The organism is Wenzhouxiangella sp. XN24, assembly GCF_011064545.1.
GTDB lineage: Bacteria > Pseudomonadota > Gammaproteobacteria > Steroidobacterales > XN24 > XN24.
Map to the genome: position 1 here is coordinate 414,639 of NZ_JAAMFG010000036.1, position 17,062 is coordinate 431,700.

At 68.5% G+C, this 17,062-nt stretch carries 21 protein-coding genes; 18 read left to right on the forward strand and 3 right to left on the reverse strand.

Annotated features, from left to right (window positions below):
• The first annotated feature begins 36 nt into the window (after positions 1 to 36).
• Positions 37 to 618: a chorismate lyase gene (locus tag G6032_RS13970; RefSeq protein ID WP_165282756.1), complete on the forward strand. Its 582-nt coding sequence runs from the start codon at positions 37 to 39 to the stop codon at positions 616 to 618.
• Positions 603 to 1,505, forward strand: a complete 903-nt coding sequence (ubiA, locus tag G6032_RS13975; RefSeq protein WP_165282757.1) for a 4-hydroxybenzoate octaprenyltransferase — start codon at positions 603 to 605, stop codon at positions 1,503 to 1,505. Before G6032_RS13970 ends, ubiA begins: the two co-directional genes overlap by 16 nt.
• Here the strand turns inward: ubiA and G6032_RS13980 are convergent.
• Positions 1,492 to 2,199 carry a ComF family protein gene (locus tag G6032_RS13980; protein ID WP_165282758.1) on the reverse strand — a complete coding sequence of 236 codons (708 nt, stop codon included), beginning with the start codon at positions 2,197 to 2,199 and terminating at the stop codon, positions 1,492 to 1,494. The genes ubiA and G6032_RS13980 overlap by 14 nt on opposite strands.
• Positions 2,200 to 2,330: 131 nt before the next feature.
• Between G6032_RS13980 and bioB the strand changes: the two genes are divergently transcribed.
• Genes bioB through G6032_RS14035 form a run of 11 tightly spaced genes read left to right on the forward strand, consistent with a single transcriptional unit; the run spans position 2,331 to position 11,931 of the window.
• Positions 2,331 to 3,314 (forward strand): biotin synthase BioB, encoded by a 984-nt coding sequence (bioB, locus tag G6032_RS13985; protein WP_165282759.1) that lies wholly within the window; start codon positions 2,331 to 2,333, stop codon positions 3,312 to 3,314.
• Positions 3,292 to 4,536, forward strand: coding sequence for an 8-amino-7-oxononanoate synthase (bioF, locus tag G6032_RS13990; protein ID WP_165282760.1), 1,245 nt, complete (start codon positions 3,292 to 3,294; stop codon positions 4,534 to 4,536). The genes bioB and bioF overlap by 23 nt, the downstream gene beginning before the upstream one ends.
• Positions 4,533 to 5,309 carry a pimeloyl-ACP methyl ester esterase BioH gene (bioH, locus tag G6032_RS13995; RefSeq protein ID WP_165282761.1) on the forward strand — a complete coding sequence of 259 codons (777 nt, stop codon included), beginning with the start codon at positions 4,533 to 4,535 and terminating at the stop codon, positions 5,307 to 5,309. The genes bioF and bioH overlap by 4 nt, the downstream gene beginning before the upstream one ends.
• The gene (gene bioC, locus G6032_RS14000; protein WP_165282762.1) at positions 5,306 to 6,175 is read left to right on the forward strand and encodes a malonyl-ACP O-methyltransferase BioC; all 870 of its coding nucleotides are present in this window, start codon (positions 5,306 to 5,308) and stop codon (positions 6,173 to 6,175) included. Before bioH ends, bioC begins: the two co-directional genes overlap by 4 nt.
• Entirely contained in the window at positions 6,175 to 6,882 is a 708-nt protein-coding gene (gene bioD / locus G6032_RS14005) for a dethiobiotin synthase (RefSeq protein ID WP_165282763.1), read from the forward strand. The genes bioC and bioD overlap by 1 nt, the downstream gene beginning before the upstream one ends.
• A gap of 46 nt (positions 6,883 to 6,928) precedes the next feature.
• Positions 6,929 to 7,483 (forward strand): DUF2244 domain-containing protein, encoded by a 555-nt coding sequence (locus G6032_RS14010; protein ID WP_165282764.1) that lies wholly within the window; start codon positions 6,929 to 6,931, stop codon positions 7,481 to 7,483.
• A 31-nt stretch (positions 7,484 to 7,514) separates the two neighbouring features.
• Positions 7,515 to 8,747 carry a cytochrome c oxidase subunit II gene (gene coxB, locus G6032_RS14015; protein ID WP_165282765.1) on the forward strand — a complete coding sequence of 411 codons (1,233 nt, stop codon included), beginning with the start codon at positions 7,515 to 7,517 and terminating at the stop codon, positions 8,745 to 8,747.
• 23 nt (positions 8,748 to 8,770) lie between these two features.
• The gene (gene ctaD, locus G6032_RS14020; protein WP_165282766.1) at positions 8,771 to 10,348 is read left to right on the forward strand and encodes a cytochrome c oxidase subunit I; all 1,578 of its coding nucleotides are present in this window, start codon (positions 8,771 to 8,773) and stop codon (positions 10,346 to 10,348) included.
• A 13-nt stretch (positions 10,349 to 10,361) separates the two neighbouring features.
• Positions 10,362 to 10,499, forward strand: a complete 138-nt coding sequence (locus G6032_RS14025) for a hypothetical protein (RefSeq protein WP_165282767.1) — start codon at positions 10,362 to 10,364, stop codon at positions 10,497 to 10,499.
• Entirely contained in the window at positions 10,496 to 11,023 is a 528-nt protein-coding gene (locus G6032_RS14030) for a cytochrome c oxidase assembly protein (protein WP_165282768.1), read from the forward strand. Before G6032_RS14025 ends, G6032_RS14030 begins: the two co-directional genes overlap by 4 nt.
• Before the next feature lie 44 nt (positions 11,024 to 11,067).
• On the forward strand, positions 11,068 to 11,931 hold the full coding sequence (locus G6032_RS14035; RefSeq protein WP_165282769.1) for a cytochrome c oxidase subunit 3: 864 nt from the start codon (positions 11,068 to 11,070) through the stop codon (positions 11,929 to 11,931).
• 124 nt (positions 11,932 to 12,055) lie between these two features.
• Here G6032_RS14035 and G6032_RS14040 read toward each other — a convergent pair whose 3' ends face one another.
• Entirely contained in the window at positions 12,056 to 12,262 is a 207-nt protein-coding gene (locus G6032_RS14040) for a twin transmembrane helix small protein (protein WP_206211991.1), read from the reverse strand.
• 48 nt (positions 12,263 to 12,310) lie between these two features.
• Here G6032_RS14040 and G6032_RS14045 point away from each other — a divergent pair, with 48 nt between their 5' ends.
• The 5 genes from G6032_RS14045 to G6032_RS14065 are packed head-to-tail and all read left to right on the forward strand — an operon-like array spanning position 12,311 to position 16,450.
• Positions 12,311 to 13,045, forward strand: a complete 735-nt coding sequence (locus tag G6032_RS14045) for an SURF1 family protein (protein WP_165282770.1) — start codon at positions 12,311 to 12,313, stop codon at positions 13,043 to 13,045.
• Positions 13,046 to 13,047: 2 nt separating this feature from the next.
• The gene (locus G6032_RS14050; protein ID WP_165282771.1) at positions 13,048 to 13,635 is read left to right on the forward strand and encodes a cytochrome oxidase assembly protein; all 588 of its coding nucleotides are present in this window, start codon (positions 13,048 to 13,050) and stop codon (positions 13,633 to 13,635) included.
• Positions 13,635 to 14,615 (forward strand): COX15/CtaA family protein, encoded by a 981-nt coding sequence (locus tag G6032_RS14055; RefSeq protein ID WP_165282772.1) that lies wholly within the window; start codon positions 13,635 to 13,637, stop codon positions 14,613 to 14,615. The genes G6032_RS14050 and G6032_RS14055 overlap by 1 nt, the downstream gene beginning before the upstream one ends.
• A 10-nt stretch (positions 14,616 to 14,625) precedes the next feature.
• The gene (gene cyoE, locus G6032_RS14060; protein WP_165282884.1) at positions 14,626 to 15,516 is read left to right on the forward strand and encodes a heme o synthase; all 891 of its coding nucleotides are present in this window, start codon (positions 14,626 to 14,628) and stop codon (positions 15,514 to 15,516) included.
• A 7-nt stretch (positions 15,517 to 15,523) separates the two neighbouring features.
• A complete protein-coding gene (locus tag G6032_RS14065) occupies positions 15,524 to 16,450 on the forward strand; it encodes a hypothetical protein (protein WP_165282773.1) in 927 nt (308 codons plus the stop codon).
• Positions 16,451 to 16,736: 286 nt separating this feature from the next.
• On the opposite strand, the gene G6032_RS14070 is transcribed toward G6032_RS14065, so the two are convergent.
• Positions 16,737 to 16,970, reverse strand: a complete 234-nt coding sequence (locus tag G6032_RS14070) for a hypothetical protein (RefSeq protein ID WP_165282774.1) — start codon at positions 16,968 to 16,970, stop codon at positions 16,737 to 16,739.
• Positions 16,971 to 17,062: the final 92 nt, after the last annotated feature.

Genomic DNA, 17,062 nt, shown 5'->3' on the forward strand with positions numbered 1-17,062 from the left:
CTATAATGTTCACCTGTCTTCCTTGCCCCCCGTCGCATGACCAGTAAAAGCTCTCTAATCGCCGGGACCCCCGGCCTTTCCGATCCACTGGCCTGGCTGTCCGCCGACGCCGCCGACGCGTTGCCGGAGGACCCCGGCTTGCAGGGCTGGTTGCTCGATGTCGGCTCGCTGACGTCACGCCTCCGCGGGGCCTGCAATGACGGCTTCCGGCTGGAGCTGCTGGGCGAGGCGGATGAAGCCGTTCCCCTCGACGCCCGCCCGCTCCTCGATTTCGACACGGCGCGCGCGCGCCGGGTGCGCATGTTTTGCGGCGCCACGCTGTGCGTATGCGCGACCACCCTCATGCCGGGCGTGACGCTCGCCGGGGACCCGTGGCTTGCGAAGCTCGGCGACCGGCCGCTGGGCGACGCGCTCCTCGAGCGCGGCGGCATCCACCGTTCGGCCTTCGAGTACACGCGCACCGATCCCGACCACCCGCTGTTCGCCCCGGCCCTGGAAGGCATCGACATCCGGCCCGCCTGGGTGTGGGCGCGACGCTCGCTGTTCAGCCTGGCCACGGGGCGACTGCTCGTCTACGAGATCTTCCTGCCGGGCCTGACCCGATGCCGGAACCGGTAGAGGCGCGGGGGCCGGCGGCCCGGCTCGCCGCCCAGCTCAGGGAATACGCCCTGCTGATGCGGCTGCACCGGCCGATCGGGACCCTCCTGTTGCTCTGGCCGACGCTCTGGGCGTTGTGGGTGGCAGCGGAAGGCCGGCCGGATCCGCATGTCTTCCTGGTGTTCGTCGCGGGCGTCGTCCTGATGCGTTCCGCGGGCTGCGTGATGAACGATTTCGCCGACCGGCGGATCGATCCGCACGTCGAGCGCACGCGCGACCGGCCGCTGCCCCGGGGCACCGTGACGCCTATCGAATCGCTGCTGATCGCGGCAGCCCTGGGCGCCGCCGCCTTCGCTCTCGTCCTGACCCTCAACCGGCTCACGGTGCTGCTCGCGCTCGGCGGCGCCGTCCTGACGATCACCTACCCTTTCCTCAAGCGCTTCACGCACCTGCCGCAGGTCTGGCTGGGCGCCGCTTTCGGCTGGTCCGTGCCCATGGCTTTCGCGGCCCAGACCGGCGCGGTGCCCCCGCTCGCCTGGCTGATGTTCATCGCCGTGATGCTGTGGGCGGTGGTCTACGACACGATGTATGCGATGGTCGACCGGGACGACGACCTGAAACTCGGGGTGCGCTCGACGGCCATCCTGTTCGGGGATGCGGACCGGCAGATCATCGGCGCGGTGCAGGTGCTGCTGCTGATCGCCTTGTGGCTCGTCGGCCGGCAGGCCGGGCTGGGCGGCTGGTATTACGGCGCACTGCTCCTGGCGGGCCTGCTGTCTGCCTGGCAACAGGTGCTGATTCGCCGGCGCCGGCCCGCCGACTGCTTCCGTGCCTTCCTGAACAACAATTACTACGGCATGGTCGTGTTTCTCGGCATTCTCCTGCATTACACCTTCACGTCCGGCTGAGCGTGCCCGTCCCCCCGCGCGCCACCGCCCAGGCCTCGACCGAGGCCGCGCCGGCGTCCAGCAGCGCGACCCCGAGCGCGGCCGCGGTCGAACCAGTCGTGAGCACGTCATCGATCATCGCGATATGCAGCGCGCGCACCGCCGGGCCCGCCGTGAACGCGCCGGCCAGGTTCTGGTAACGCTGGGCGGCGGCGAGACCCGCCTGCGGCGGCGTCGCCCGGGTCCGCCGGCATGCCCGGGAGAGCAACGGGACGCGCAGGGTGGCCGCGACCGGCCGGGCGATTTCCTGCGCCTGGTTGAAGCCGCGCTCCAGCAACCGGGAGCGATGCAGGGGCACGGGCACGATCGCGTCCGGGCGGTGCGCCCGGCAATGGTCCCCCAGCAGTCGTCCCAAGAGGGCGCCGTAGTGCAGCGCACCTCCGTACTTGAAGCGGCCGACCAGCGCGTCCACGGGGAAACGCCACGCCAGCGGTGCGATCGCGCGCCGCCACGGCACCGGCGCCCCGCGGCAACCGGCACAGGGTCCCGGCGCGTCTCGCGGACGCGCGCAGAGCCGGCAGGCGGGCCCGATCCAGGGCAGCTCCGCACGGCACGGGGCGCAGATGCCGGCCGGGCCCGCCGGCGTCCCGCACAACTCGCACGGCCACCGCGACAGCCGCAGCCACGGCCCGTCGTCAACTCTGCCGGCGCTCATCGGTTGACAGCTCCTTCCCCGGCCGCGAATACTCCCGACGCATTGTGCGGCGATGCCCGGTGACGGGCACAGTCCCGCTTTCCTGCCTCCAGGCCCTGAAAACGGGTCCATGACCAACGAGTTTCCCTGCCATGAATGAACCGCGTTTCGACTGGCGCCTCGACGAAGTCCGCGAACTGTTCGAACTGCCGCTGTTCGAGTTGCTGTATCGCGCGCACGGGGTGCATCGCGCCAACTTCCCGCACCACCAGGTCCAGGTCAGCACGCTCCTGTCAGTCAAGACCGGCGCCTGTCCCGAGGATTGCGCCTATTGCCCGCAAAGCGTCCGTCACGACACGAAGCTGCCGGTCGATCCGCTGCTGGAGGTGGAAGACGTGGTGGCGCGCGCGCGCCTGGCGCGCGACTCCGGCGCGACACGCTTCTGCATGGGCGCGGCCTGGCGCAACCCGAAGCCGAAGCAGCTGGCCGTGGTAGCCGAGATGGTGCGCAGGGTGCGCGAGCTCGGCCTCGAGACCTGCGCGACCCTCGGCATGTTGACGGCCGAGCAGGCCGCCACGCTGCGCGCCGCGGGACTCGACTTCTACAATCACAACCTCGACACCTCCGAAGCGTTCTACCCCGAGATCATCACCACCCGGACCTATGCCGACCGGCTGGAGACCCTGCAACACGTGCGGGATGCGGGCCTCAAGGTCTGTTGCGGGGGGATCCTCGGGATGGGGGAGACGCGCGAGGACCGCGTGGCATTGCTGCATACCCTGGCGACGTTGCCGGCGCATCCCGAGAGCGTGCCGATCAACCAGCTCGTACGGGTGCCGGGCACACCGCTCGAGGGCGCCGAACCGCTCGACCCCTTCGAGTTCGTGCGCACCATCGGCGTGGCGCGCGTGCTCATGCCGGGCTCCCACCTGCGCCTTTCGGCGGGTCGCACCGAGATGAGCGCGGAGCTGCAGGCGATGGCTTTTTTCGCCGGCGCGAACTCGATCTTCTACGGGGAAAAACTCCTCACGACACCCAACCCGGACGCCGACGGCGACATGGCGTTGCTGCAACGGCTCGGACTCGTGCCGGAGCCGGGCCGGACAGACTCCCGTGTCGACGCCACCCCTGGCTGAGACACTCGCCGCCGGACTCGAGGAACGCGCGGCGGCCGGCCTGTACCGTCGCCGGCGCGTCACGGCGTGGCACGCCGGGCTCGGCCCCGCGGAACTGGAGGTGGACGGCCGGCGTTGCCTGGCTTTCTGCAGCAACGACTATCTCGGTCTCGCGCGGGATCCCCGCGTCGGCGCGGCGATGGCCGCGGCCGCGAAGGCCTGGGGCGCAGGCAGCGGTGCCGCCCACCTCGTCACCGGCCACACCACCGAGCACCACGCGCTCGAAGAAGAGCTCGCCGCGTTCACCGGCTTCCCGCGCGCGCTGCTGTTCTCCACCGGCTACATGGCGAATCTAGGCCTGCTCTGCGCGCTCGCCGGGCGCGGCGACCTGGTCGTCGAGGACCGGCTGAACCATGCCTCGCTGCTCGATGCCAGTCGCCTCTCAGGGGCGACGGTCCGGCGCTACCGCCACGCCGATGCCGAGGCGGCGGCCGGGCGTCTTGCCGGCACCGGCGGGCGCAGGTTCCTGGTCACCGACGGCGTCTTCAGCATGGACGGTGACCGGGCCCCGCTGGCCGCCCTGGCGCGCGTGGCCGGCGAAGCCGGCGCGGCGTTGCTGGTGGATGATGCACACGGCCTGGGCGTCATCGGTCCCGGGGGTCGCGGGAGCTGCGCCGCGGCCGGCCTGGAGCCGAACATGATCACCGGCCTGGTCGGCACGCTGGGCAAGGCGTTCGGCACCTTCGGCGCCTTCGTGGCGGGAGACGAGGCCGTCGTCGAGACGATCATCCAGCGCGCCCGCAGCTACATTTACACGACCGCCCCGCCGCCCGCCGTCGCGGCCGCCACCCGCGTCTCGCTGGCCATCGCTGCCGAAGAGTCCTGGCGCCGCGAGCGGCTCGACATGCTGGTGACGCGTTTTCGCGCCAGCGCGGAGACCGCGGACTTGCGACTCGGCGCGAGCACGAGCCCCATCCAGCCGGTCCTGGCAGGCGACGCCCGGGCCGCGCTCGACGCCGCCGACGCGCTGTTCGACGCCGGCCTGTGGGTCACGCCGATCCGCCCGCCGACGGTGCCCGCCGGGTCCGCCCGCTTGCGGGTCACGCTGTCTGCCGTCCATACCGAAGACGACATCGACCGCCTGCTGGAGGTCCTCGCCGGACTGCCCGCACTGCGCGGGGCGGTAAGCTCGGATACGAATGCGAACGCAGGCACGGCGGCGGACAGCGGGGCCGTGCCATGAAACTGCATGCGCAGACCGCCGGGCATGGGCCCGACCTCGTCCTGCTGCATGGCTGGGGGCTGCACTCGGGCATCTGGGCGCCGCTGTTGCCGGGCCTCGTGCCGCATTGCCGCGTCACTTGCATCGACCTCCCGGGCCACGGACTCAGTCCCCGCGACCGCGCGGACTTCACCGTCGAAGCCGCGGTGGCGGCAGTGGCCGCGGCCGCCCCGCCCGGCGCAACGTGGCTCGGGTGGTCGCTCGGCGGCCAGCTCGCCGTGGCCGCGGCGCTCGCGGGCCATGCCATCGACAGGCTCGTGCTCGTCGCGACCACGCCGCGCTTCGTGACGGCGCCCGACTGGCCCTGCGCAATGGCCAACACCACGCTCGCGGACTTCGCAGCCGCGCTGGACCGGGACCACCAGAAGACCGTGCGCGATTTTCTCGCGCTGCAACTCCGCGGCGATCGCCAGGCGGCGACTCGACTGGCGGAACTGCGCCGCCTGCTGGCGGGAAGCGACGAGCCCGACCCCCGCGCCCTTGCCGCCGGGCTGACGATTCTCGCCACGCTCGATCTGCGCACGCGCCTCGAAGAGGTGCGACAGCCGACGCTCGTGATCGCCGGGGAGCGGGATCGTCTGACGCCCGCAGAGGCCGGGCGCCGTCTCGCGACCGCCCTCCCGGACGGCCGCCTGCTCGTGATGCCCGGCGCCGCGCATGCGCCGTTCCTGGCGTGTCCGGACGATTTCGTGGCGGCCGTCACCGCGTTTCTCCCGGGAGCGCAGGCCGCATGAACCGCGATCCTTTTTCGCTGGACCGGGGCCGCGTGCGTGCGTCCTTCGACGCCGCGGCGTCCGGGTACGACGCGGTCGCGGTCATCCAGGCGGAAGTCCGCAGCCGCCTGCTCGAGCGGCTCGAACTGTTCCGGCTCGCGCCGCGACGCATTCTCGATGCCGGCTGCGGCACGGGCCACAGCGCCCGCGCGCTGTTGCGTCACTATCGGCGCGCGGAGCTCGTCGCGCTCGACCTCGCCCCGGGCATGCTCCGTGCAGCGCGCACGCAGCGCCCGTGGCTGCGGCGGCTCGACCCGGTGTGCGGGGACGCCGCGGCCCTGCCGCTGGCCGATGGCTCGGTGGACCTGGTGTTCTCGAACCTGATGCTGCAATGGTGCGACGCGCCCGACCAGGTATTCGCCGAGTTCCGCCGCGTGCTCAGGCCCGGCGGCCTCGTGCTGTTCACCAGCTTCGGCCCCGACACGCTGAAGGAGTTGCGGGCCGCATGGAGCGCGGCGGACGGCCATACCCACGTCAGCCGCTTCATCGACATGCACGATCTCGGCGATGCGCTGATGCGGACCGGTTTCGGCGAACCCGTGATGGACATGGAGCAGCTGACGCTCACCTACCCGGATGTGCGCAGCCTGATGCGCGATCTCAAGACCATGGGGGCGCGCAATGCCACCGCGGGCCGCAATCCCGGCCTCACGGGACGCCGGCGCCTCGCCGCGATGGAGGCGCACTACGAGCGCCTGCGCCGGGACGGCCGGCTGCCCGCGAGCTGGGAGGTGGTCTATGGCCACGCCTGGGCGGTGGAGCCGCGCGGGACCCGGGCAGGCGGCGAAGTGGCCGTGCCGCTGTCGGGCATCGGCCGGCGTCGCTGATGCGCGGCGTGTTCGTCACCGGCACCGACACGGAGGTGGGCAAGACCCTGTTCTGTGCGGCGCTGCTGGTGCAACTGGCCGCCGCGGGCGTGGCTGCCGCGGCATGCAAGCCGGTGTCGGCCGGGTGCCGGCGCGAGCAGGGGCGGCTGGTCAACGACGACGCGGAATTGCTCGCGCGTCTCGCGCCGCTGTCCCGCCCCCTGGAAATCGTCAACCCGGTGGCGCTGGAGCCCGCCATCGCGCCGCACATCGCGGCCGCGGAGGCGGGACTGCGACTGGAGGCGGGCGCCCTGGTGAGCGCATGTCGCAGCGCCGCCGACGACGCGGCGTTTCTCGTCGTCGAGGGCGCGGGCGGCTGGCGGGTGCCGTTGACCGGCGAGGACACGCTGGCCGACGTCGCGCGCGGCCTCGGCCTGCCGATCGTGCTGGTGGTCGGCCTCCGGCTCGGCTGCCTGAACCATGCGCTGCTGACCGCGGAGGCCGTCCGCGCGGACGGCCTCGAACTCGCCGGCTGGGTCGCCAATCCGCTGGCGAGCGCGATGCCGCGCATGGAAGAGAACATCGCCACGCTGACGGCGCGCCTCGGCCCGCCCCTGGCGCGGCTGCCCCACTGCCCGGACGCGGCGCCTGAAGCACAGGCGCGCGCAGCCGCGGCGGCGCTCCCGGCGGGCCTTTGGCGGCACCTCGCCGGGGGTCGCGGGACATGACCGTTGTTGCGCGGCATTGCGGCATTCACTTACGATTAGCGCGCTTTTGCGGCGCCGTGGGCGACCACGGGAGGTTGGCGCAGTCTCCGAACACAGTCACAGGCTTCTCGGGCATGTCCTGGTCAGCGCGAATGCTTCGCTGACGCCCGGGGCCGCGGCGCTGTTTTTCGGCGTGACGGCGGCAGCGTCCCTTGGTTTCGCGGGGGTGCTTGCGGCAAAAGGCTTCTGGCCGGTACTGCCGTTCGCAGGCGTGGAGTTGTTTGCTCTTGGCGTGGCGCTGGGCGTCACGGTCCGACGCGGCAGGTACCGGGAATTCGTCAGCGTCTACGGCGACCGGATCGTCATCGAGAAGGGCACCGGGCGGGTCGAGGAGCGGGTCGAAATACCGCGGGCATGGGCGCGACTCGAGCTGCAGCCGGCCCGCTGGCGCGGACACCCCGGCAGGCTGCTGTTGCGCTGCCATGGCAAAAGCTGGGAGGTCGGCGCGGTGCTGACGGAGACGGAACGGGAAAGCCTGCGGCGGCGGCTTGCGGAACTGATCGCCGCACCGCTGGCCGGGCAGGCAACCGAAGTGCCCGACGCGACGAATGTGAATGATTGACGAGTGTCCTGATGCAGGGGAGCCCGGACTGATGTCCAAGACCACGACCAGGTGGATCGGCCGCATGGCGGCTGGCGCGGGATTGACCCTCGCCGTACAAGCGACGGCATGGGCCGATTGGGCGTTGAACATGCCGCGCGGCGTGACCGCCATCAGCAACGAGGTCTACGGGCTTCACATGCTCATTTTCGGCATCGTCGTCGCGATCGCCGTCGTGGTGTTCGGCGCGATGATCTGGTCGATCTTCCATCACCGCAAGTCGCGCGGCGTGGAGCCGGCGAAGTTCACGCACAGCACGAAAGTCGAGATCATCTGGACGGTGATTCCGATCGCCATCCTCGTGGCGATGGCCGTGCCCGCCGCCGACACGCTGATCCGCATGGAAGACACGCGCAACAGCGACATGACCGTGCAGGTCACCGGTTACCAGTGGAAGTGGCACTACGACTACATCGAAGAGGACATCCGCTTCTTCAGCAACCTTTCCGAGGAATCCAACCGCGCCCGCCAGCTGAACTCGGGCATCGACGTCCGGACGGTCGAAAACTACCTGCTGGATGTCGATCGGCCGCTGGTGGTGCCGGTGGGCGCCAAGGTGCGGCTCCTCTTGACCTCCAACGACGTCATCCATTCCTGGTGGGTGCCGGACTTCGGCGGCAAGAAAGACGCGATTCCGGGCTTCATCAACGAATTCTGGTTCCAGGCCGAGGAAACCGGGCTGTTCCGCGGCCAGTGCGCGGAACTGTGCGGCCGTGACCACGCTTTCATGCCTGTCGTGGTCGAGGTGCTGCCGGTCGATGAATTCAACGCCTGGCTGGAAGCCAATTCGCCGGACGCCGAGGCGACGCCCGCGGTGGCGCGCGAAGTCCTCGAGGCCGCCCCCTCAGTCGCTGCGCCGGCCGGCGACACTGCGGAAGAGACAGCTGCCGCGCCGGCCCAGGCAGCTGACGCGGCTGATGCATGGAATATGGACACGGCGATGGACCAGGGCCGCGACCTGCATGTGCGCCACTGCGCGGCCTGCCACCAGGCGGACGGCAGCGGCCTGGCTGCCGCAGGTTTTCCGGCCCTCGCCGGGACGAGCGTCGGCCTCGAGGAACACATCGACGTCAGCCTCGACGGCCGTTCCGGCACGGCCATGGCCGCCTTTGGTCCCCAGCTCAGCGACGAGGAGCTGGCGGCCATCATCACTTACCAGCGCAATGCCTGGGGCAACGATACCGGCGACCTCGTGACGCCTGCCGATATCGCCGCCGCCCGCTGAGCCGAACCCGGGAGAATTAGCAGATGTCTACCGCTACGCACGCTGAACACGGCGATCACGGCCACCATCCCACCGGCCTGCTCCGCTGGCTGACGACCACCAACCACAAGGACATCGGCACGATGTACCTGGTGTTCAGCCTGACGATGTTCTTCGTCGGCGGCGCCATGGCGCTGGTGGTCCGGGCGGAGCTGTTCCAGCCGGGCCTGCAGTTCGTGGATCCCGGCTTCTTCAACCAGATGACCACCATGCACGCGCTGATCATGATCTTCGGCGCCGTCATGCCGGCCTTCGTGGGCCTGGCCAACTGGATGGTGCCGTTGCAGATCGGCGCGCCGGACATGGCGCTGCCGCGGCTGAACAACTGGAGTTTCTGGATCCTGCCCTTCGCCTTCACGCTGCTGCTGCTGACGCTGTTCCTGCCGGGCGGCGCGCCCGCGTCGGGCTGGACCATGTACCCGCCGCTCGTGCTGCAGACCGGCAACGCCTTCCCCTTCCTGATCTTCGCCATTCACCTGATGGGCCTGTCGTCCATCATGGGCGCGATCAACATCATCGTCACCATCATGAACATGCGCGCGCCGGGCATGACGCTGATGAAGATGCCGCTGTTCACCTGGACCTGGCTGATCACCGCCTACCTGCTGATCCTGGTGATGCCGGTGCTGGCGGGCGCGGTCACGATGCTGTTGACCGACAAGTACTTCGGCACCTCGTTCTTCGCCGCGGCCGGCGGCGGCGATCCCGTGATGTTCCAGCACATCTTCTGGTTCTTCGGGCATCCCGAGGTGTACATCATGATCCTGCCGGCCTTCGGCATCGTCTCGGAGATCATCCCGACCTTCGCGCGCAAGCCGTTGTTCGGCTACGCGGCGATGGTGTACGCCACGGCCAGCATCGCCTTTTTGTCGTTCATCGTCTGGGCCCACCACATGTTCACCGTGGGCATGCCGCTGGCCGGGCAGCTGTTCTTCATGTTCACGACGATGCTGATCGCCGTGCCCACCGGGGTGAAGGTGTTCAACTGGGTCGCGACCATGTGGCGCGGCGCCATGACCTTCGAGACGCCGATGCTGTTCGCCATCGCCTTCGTGTTCCTCTTCACCATCGGCGGCTTCTCGGGGCTGATGCTCGCCATCGTGCCGGCCGACCTGCAGTACCACGACTCCTATTTCGTGGTCGCGCACTTCCACTACGTGCTGGTGCCGGGCGCGGTGTTCGCCATCATGGCCGCGGTGTACTACTGGCTGCCGAAGTGGACCGGCAACATGTACAACGAAACCATGGGCAAGGTGCACTTCTGGCTGACCGCCATCTCGGTCAACCTGACGTTCTTCCCAATGCATTTCGTGGGGCTGGCCGGGATGCCGCGCAGGATTCCGGACTACGCAACGCAGTTCGCCGATTTCAACGCCATAGCCAGCGTCGGGGCATTCCTGTTCGGCTTCTCCCAGCTGCTGTTCGCGTGGAACATCTATCGCTGCGCCAAGGGTGGCGAGAAGGCGACGGCCGGCGTCTGGGAAGGCTCGCACGGCCTCGAGTGGACCGTCCCCTCGCCGGCACCCCTGCACACCTTCGACACGCCGCCCGTGGTCAAGTAATGGAGCGCACGGCTTGAATGATCCGTCCCAGCAGCAACGCCAGCGTCGTGCCCGCGTGATCCGCAATGCGGTGATCCTGGCGCTGACGGCCGTGGCGATCTATGCCACCTTCATCATGCTGGTCGCCGAGCGCGGCCCGGTGGCGCCATGAACGGGACGCGCTTTCTGATCGCGAAGCTGGTCGGCCTGACCTGCGCGATGTTCGCTTTCGGCTTCCTGCTGGTGCCGATCTACGAGGTGTTCTGCGACATCACCGGGCTGGGCGGGCGCACCAGCAACGAGGCCGCGGAAGCCGTGATCGCGCCCGACACCTCGCGCAGCGTGCGCGTCGAGTTCGTCGCCTCGGTCGGCGCCAACGGCCCGTGGGAATTCCGCCCGGCGGTCGCCAGCATGACCGTGCACCCCGGCCAGATGTACACCACGACCTACTGGGCCGAAAACCAGCAGGACCGTGACGTCATCGGTCACGCCGTGCCCAGCGTGGCCCCCGGCACCGCGGCGCGCTATTTCAACAAGACCGAGTGCTTCTGCTTCACCGAGCAACGTTTCGGCCCCAACGAGGGTCGCGACATGCCGGTCATATTCATCATCGATCCTGACCTCCCCGCCCACGTGGAGACGGTCACGCTGTCATACACCTTCTTCGACCGGGCCGAACTGGCCGCGGCGAACTGAGTCGCCGGCACCGGCCGGAAACAGGAAAACAACGGGGAATTCCGATGGACCAGTCTGAGCGCTATTACGTGCCCCATGGCAGTTACTGGCCGATCGTGGGCGCGGTCGGCCTGTTCTTCATGATGCTCGGGCTGTCGGCCTGGTTCAACGGCATCGGCCTCATGGGCTGGGTCGCCTGGGCGGGGGTCGCCATCGTGCTGGTGATGATCGTCGGCTGGTTCGCCACCGTCATCAACGAGAGCGAAACCGGCGCCTACAGCGACCAGGTCGGCCGCTCGTTCCGCATGGGCATGACCTGGTTCATCATCTCAGAAGTCATGTTCTTCGCGGCTTTCTTCGGCGCGCTCTTCTATGCCCGCCAGCTCGCGATCCCGTGGCTCGGCGGCGAGGGCAACAATTTCTTCACCCACCTGCTGCTCTACCCCGAGTTCGAGGCGGCGTGGCCGACCGGGGGGCCGGAAGCGTGGGGCGGGGACTTCAGGATCATGGGCGCCGGCGGGCTGCCCGCCATCAACACGGCGATCCTTCTGACCAGCGGCGTGACGCTCACCATCGCGCATCACGCGATCAAGGAAGGCAACCGGAAAATCACCTCCTGGGGGCTGTTCGCCACCATTCTCCTCGGCCTGGTGTTCCTCAGCCTGCAGGCCTACGAGTACGTGCATGCCTACCGGGACCTCAACCTGCGGCTCACTTCGGGCATCTACGGCAGCACCTTCTTCATGCTGACCGGCTTCCACGGCATGCATGTCACGCTCGGCGCGTTGATGCTGATCGTGATCTGGGTGCGCGTGCTGAAGGGGCATTTCACGACCACCGAGCACTTCGGTTTCGAGGGCGTGGCCTGGTACTGGCACTTCGTGGACGTGGTCTGGCTGGGGCTGTATATCTTCGTCTACTGGCTCTAGCCGGGCGACCCGGGCGAATACGCCCGGGAGGGCGGTTATCCCCCCAGTGTGGGGTAGCAGGCGTCATCGAAGTTCCGGCATCCCGCCGATCCGGTACGCAGCGTATTTGCCTGGACGGTCGGACTCAGAGATTTCCCGGCTCGATCCAGCCCGCCGCATAAGCGAGCAGCAACACGACGAACATCGCCACCGACAGGCCGATGCGCCATGTCAGCGCCTTGACCACCCGGCGGGAGTCGGTGTCGTCCTTGAAGAGATAGACGAGGCCCGACGCGAGGCTGAACAGGATCGCAGCGAAAGCGATCAGGACCAGGAGCTTGATTGGACTCATGAGGTACTCCGGAAAGTGCCGGCATTATAACCGCAGGAGCGCAGGCGCTTGCGCGCGGCGGCAAGGGCGTTGAGCAGCGGTCCGGCGCGTCGTTTCAGGCCCGGGATCCCCGCCACCCTGTTCACGGCTTTCTTCCTTCCCCTGCTGCTGTTCCTGGGCAGCTGGCAGCTCGACCGGGCCGGGCAGAAACAGGCCTTGTTCGATGCTTTCGCGGCGGGCGGGCCGGCGGTTGCGCTGGATGCGGAATCGGCCGGGCTCGAGGAACTGAGGCGTTATGCCCCGGTCGAAGCGACTGGCCGTTACCTCGCCGAGCGGCAGTTCCTCCTGGACAACATGGTGGCCGGCGGACAGGCGGGCTACCGGGTCTGGACGCCGCTGCTGGTCGGCGAAGACCGGGTGGTGCTGGTGGACAGGGGCTGGGTGCCGCGGGATTTCAGCGCGGAGCAGGCGCCGGACGTGGCGGTCGATCCGGGGCCCCGCACGGTCGCCGGACTGCTGGACCGCCTCCCGCGCCCGGGCATCGAGCTGGATACCCGCATGGCGCCGGGCTGGCCGAAGGTCGTCCAGTTCCCGACGCTCGACGAACTCTCGGAAGCACTCGGCCGGACCGTCATGCCCGGGGTCCTGTTGCTCGACGCCGCCGAGCCCGACGGTTACCTGCGTGACTGGCGGGCCTCGGACTTCGGGCCGGAACGGCATCTCGGCTATGCCTTCCAGTGGTTTGCGCTGGCGGTGACGCTGGTGATTCTTTATCTCGCCTGGTCTTTCAGGAAATCGGATTGAACATGAGCAAGCAAGGCAACAAAAAACGCGGCGCATGGCAGGCCTGGGGCCTCGCGCTATGGTTCTTCGGGCCGCTCGCCGTCGCGGGCTACCTGTATTTCGATACCGACTGGCGCCCGGGCGAACGTAACAACCACGGGGAACTGGTCGTCCCGGCGGTGCCTCTCCCCGACGTGAGGCTGCCGACCCCCGACGGCGGCCTGACGGACGAGACGTTCCTGCGAGACCACTGGTCGCTCGTCTATCTCGGCCGGACGCCGTGCGAGGCCGCCTGCCAGGAGGCGCTCTACAACGGCCGCCAGATGCGCCTGGCGCTCGGCCGCCTGATGGAGCGCGTCGAGCGGGTCTACCTGCACGTCGGCGCGCCGCCGGAAGCCGCTTTCATTGCGACGGAGCATCCGGACCTGCAGGTCGCGGACGCCTCGGTCCCCGCAGCCGCGGAACTGCTCGAGGCCTTCGAGGGGCAGGCGGAGGGCTACTGGCTCGTCGATCCGCTCGGCAACCTGATGATGCGCTACCCGGCGAATGAACCACCGCGCGGCATGATGGACGACATCAAGCGCCTGCTGCGCCTGTCGAGGATCGGCTGATGAAGACTTTCCGCAATATCGCACGCGTCTCGCTGGTGCTGTGCCTGGTCGTCGTCGTGCTGGGCGCCTGGGTGCGCCTCACCGATGCCGGCCTCGGTTGCCCGGACTGGCCGGGGTGCTACGGCAAGATGGTCGTGCCGGCGGGCGAGCACGTCGACATGACGAACCCGGACTTTGCGGCGCGCCCGTTCGATACCGGCAAGGCCTGGCGGGAGATGATCCATCGCTATGCGGCGGGAATCCTGGGCCTGCTGGTGCTGGTGCTGGCCGTCATGGCCTGGCGGCGGCGCCACGAACCCGGGCAACCGGTGAAGGCCCCATTGTTTCTCGCCGGGCTGATCCTGTTCCAGGTCATCCTCGGCATGTGGACCGTGACGCTGCTGCTCAAACCCACCGTGGTGACGCTGCACCTGCTCGGCGGCATGGCCACGCTCGGCATGCTCGTCTGGCTCTCGCTCCCCTCGCGCGCCGCCGAGCCCGACGGCGGCGCGACCTTCAGGCGTCTCAGCGCGCTGGCGCTGGTCGTGGTCATCGCCCAGATCACGCTCGGCGGCTGGGTATCCACGAACTATGCCGCGCTCAGCTGCCCGGATTTCCCGAAATGCCAGGGACAGTGGTGGCCCGAGATGGATTTCGCCCACGGGTTCACGCTCTGGCACGGTCTCGGGGTCGACTACGAGGGCGGCATCCTCCACAATTCCGCCCGCGTGGCGATCCACGTCACGCACCGGGTAGGCGCCGTCGTGGCCCTGCTGGCCATCGGCCTGGCCGCCCTGTGGGCACGGCGCCGGGCGCCCTCCGCGGCGGGACGGCTGGCGGGCTCGTTGGTCGGGGTCGCGTTGCTGGCGCAGATACTCCTCGGTATCGTGATGGTGAAAACCAGCCTGCCGCTGGCGATCGCGGTGGCACACAACGGCCTCGCGGCGGTGCTGCTGGCGAGCATACTGAACATGAACAAGGTGGCGTGGCGTGCAAACTGAGGTCCGGAAACTGCCTTCTGCGGGAATCGTCGCCCGGCTCGGCGACTACCTGGAGCTGTGCAAGCCGAAGGTCGTGAGCCTCATCGTGTTCACCGCCGTGGTGGGAATGTTCCTCGCCGTACCGGGGCTCGTGCCGCTGGACAAGCTGCTGTTCGGCACCCTGGGCATCGGCCTCGCCGCCTCCTCCGCGGCGGCCATCAACCACGTGCTAGATGCGCGGATCGACGCCGTCATGCGGCGCACCCGGCGCCGCCCGCTGCCGACCGGGCACCTGACCGAGATGGAAGCGCTCATGTTCGCCACGGCGCTCGGCATCGTGTCCATGCTGATGCTGTGGTTCCTGGTGAACCCGCTCACGGCCGTGCTGACCTTCGCCAGCCTGATCGGCTACGCGATCATCTACACCGGCTTCCTGAAGCGCGCCACGCCGCAGAACATCGTCATCGGCGGCGCCGCCGGCGCCGCACCGCCGGTCCTCGGCTGGGTCGCCATCACGGGCGAGGTCCATGCCCACGCGCTGCTGCTGTTCCTGATCATCTTCACCTGGACGCCGCCGCATTTCTGGGCGCTCGCGATCGCCCGCAAGGACGAATACGCGCAGGTGAACATCCCGATGATGCCGGTCACCCACGGCGTGGAATTCACCCGCCTGCAGATCCTGCTCTACACGATCCTGTTGTTCGTGGTCGGACTGCTGCCCTGGCTGACCGGCATGAGCGGCTGGCTGTATCTCGTCGGCGCGGTGGGTTTCGGCGGCGGCTTCCTGTACTACGCTATCGCGATGATGTGCTCGGACCGGCCGGAACTGCCGATGAAGACTTTCAGTTATTCCATCACTTACCTGATGGGGATTTTTTCGTTCCTGCTGGCCGACCACTACGTCCCGCTGTTGTCGGGTTGAGGTGGTGATGAAGCGTTATCTGCCCCTCCTGTTCGTCGTGTTCGTCGTCTCCGTCACCGCGGCGATCTTCCTGGTCTTCAGGGACTCGGCCGCACCCGAGACGCGGAGCGTCGAGATCGAGACGCCTCCCGAAGCCGCCAGCACGCCACCCGAAGCGACCATCACGCAGGCCGGAGACGACGCGCTGCCCCTTTTCGAAATCGAGACGGACGAGGAATACGAGGCGATGCTGGCGGCGCTCGGCACCAGCACCGAAGAGATCGAGGCCTGGGCCCGGACCCGGGGCTTCCCGCCGAGGACCTACACCAGCGTGCGGGGCGAGCCCCTGGAACGGCAGTACCGCACGATGTCCGCGGAGCGCCTGCTGGAGCTTGCGGAGAACGGCGACGTCTGGGCCATGCAATTCCTGGCGGCGAACGTCGGGCCGGAAATGCCCCTGGTGGCCGTGGAGTGGTATCGCAAGGCCGTCGTGCACGGCTCAGCCTACGCCGCTTACAAGCTCGGGTATTTCTATCGCGAGGTCGCGCGCTGGATGGTGATCAACGATGACGAGCGTGAAGACGTGCTGGAGATCGCACGTCGGGAGCAGCCGCTGGCCTATTCCGCGCTCGCCTGGCTGATGATCGCCGAGTACGAGGCCGGGCTCCCGCCCGGCGCAATGTCGGCCGCACTGACCAGCTTCCAGGCGCGTGACGAGGGTATCGATGCGGCCTGCGAGCGCGCCGCGACCCTGCTCGGCGAAATCCGTACCCAGCGCGAGATCGACGGCGTCGAACTGGCGCCACGCAAGCCGCCCCTTGCGATCGGGCTGCCGCCGGAGCACATCGCCGGCTATTGTCCCGCCGACGTCTTTCCGCGCACCGATTACAGCGGCTGCGCCGCCGTGCGACTCGCCGGGGAACTCGGCACGGCCACCGCCTACCGCTGCCGCTGACGCCTGCTGAAGAGGTAGGCCAGGAACTCGAAGGGATGCAGGAGCACCAGCCAAGACGGGAGTTGCGTTCCGTCTTCCCTAAAAACCGGAGCAATAGCTGCCCGAGCCGGGATAAGTTGCATTACGCGCTCTCCAGTTCGCCGTAATACTCACGCCCGCTACCGCAGCGCTGGCCGCCGCCACAATGCCGACTCCCTCACCGGGCAGGCTTACTATTTTCCAGTCGCCCGGCGTATCCCTCATCAGAACCGCTTGACGAGTCCCCCTTCGCGGGGCGTCATCGATCCTAACTGCCTGGAACAAAGTAGAAGAATTTTAGCCAGGCCCACCACCCGAGGCAGGACAGCGCGAGGAAGATGCTCACGTACTCGCCCCAGTTGTTCCATCGCTTCGAGACCATAAGCCGTCCCAAAGAGAGCCCGACCCAAAGCCCGACCCCGCCGACCAGGGCCAGCTCTCCCCAGGTCACGAGGAACATAGAATCCGGCATCGGGTAACCGTCGGCGTTATAGACCCGCATAACTGTCTCCCAATCCAGGATACGTGCTGTGGCAGCTGAGGGCCGCCCCGAGGTGTCGAAAAGGTACCAGAACCTCCTTTTGTAGGAAAATT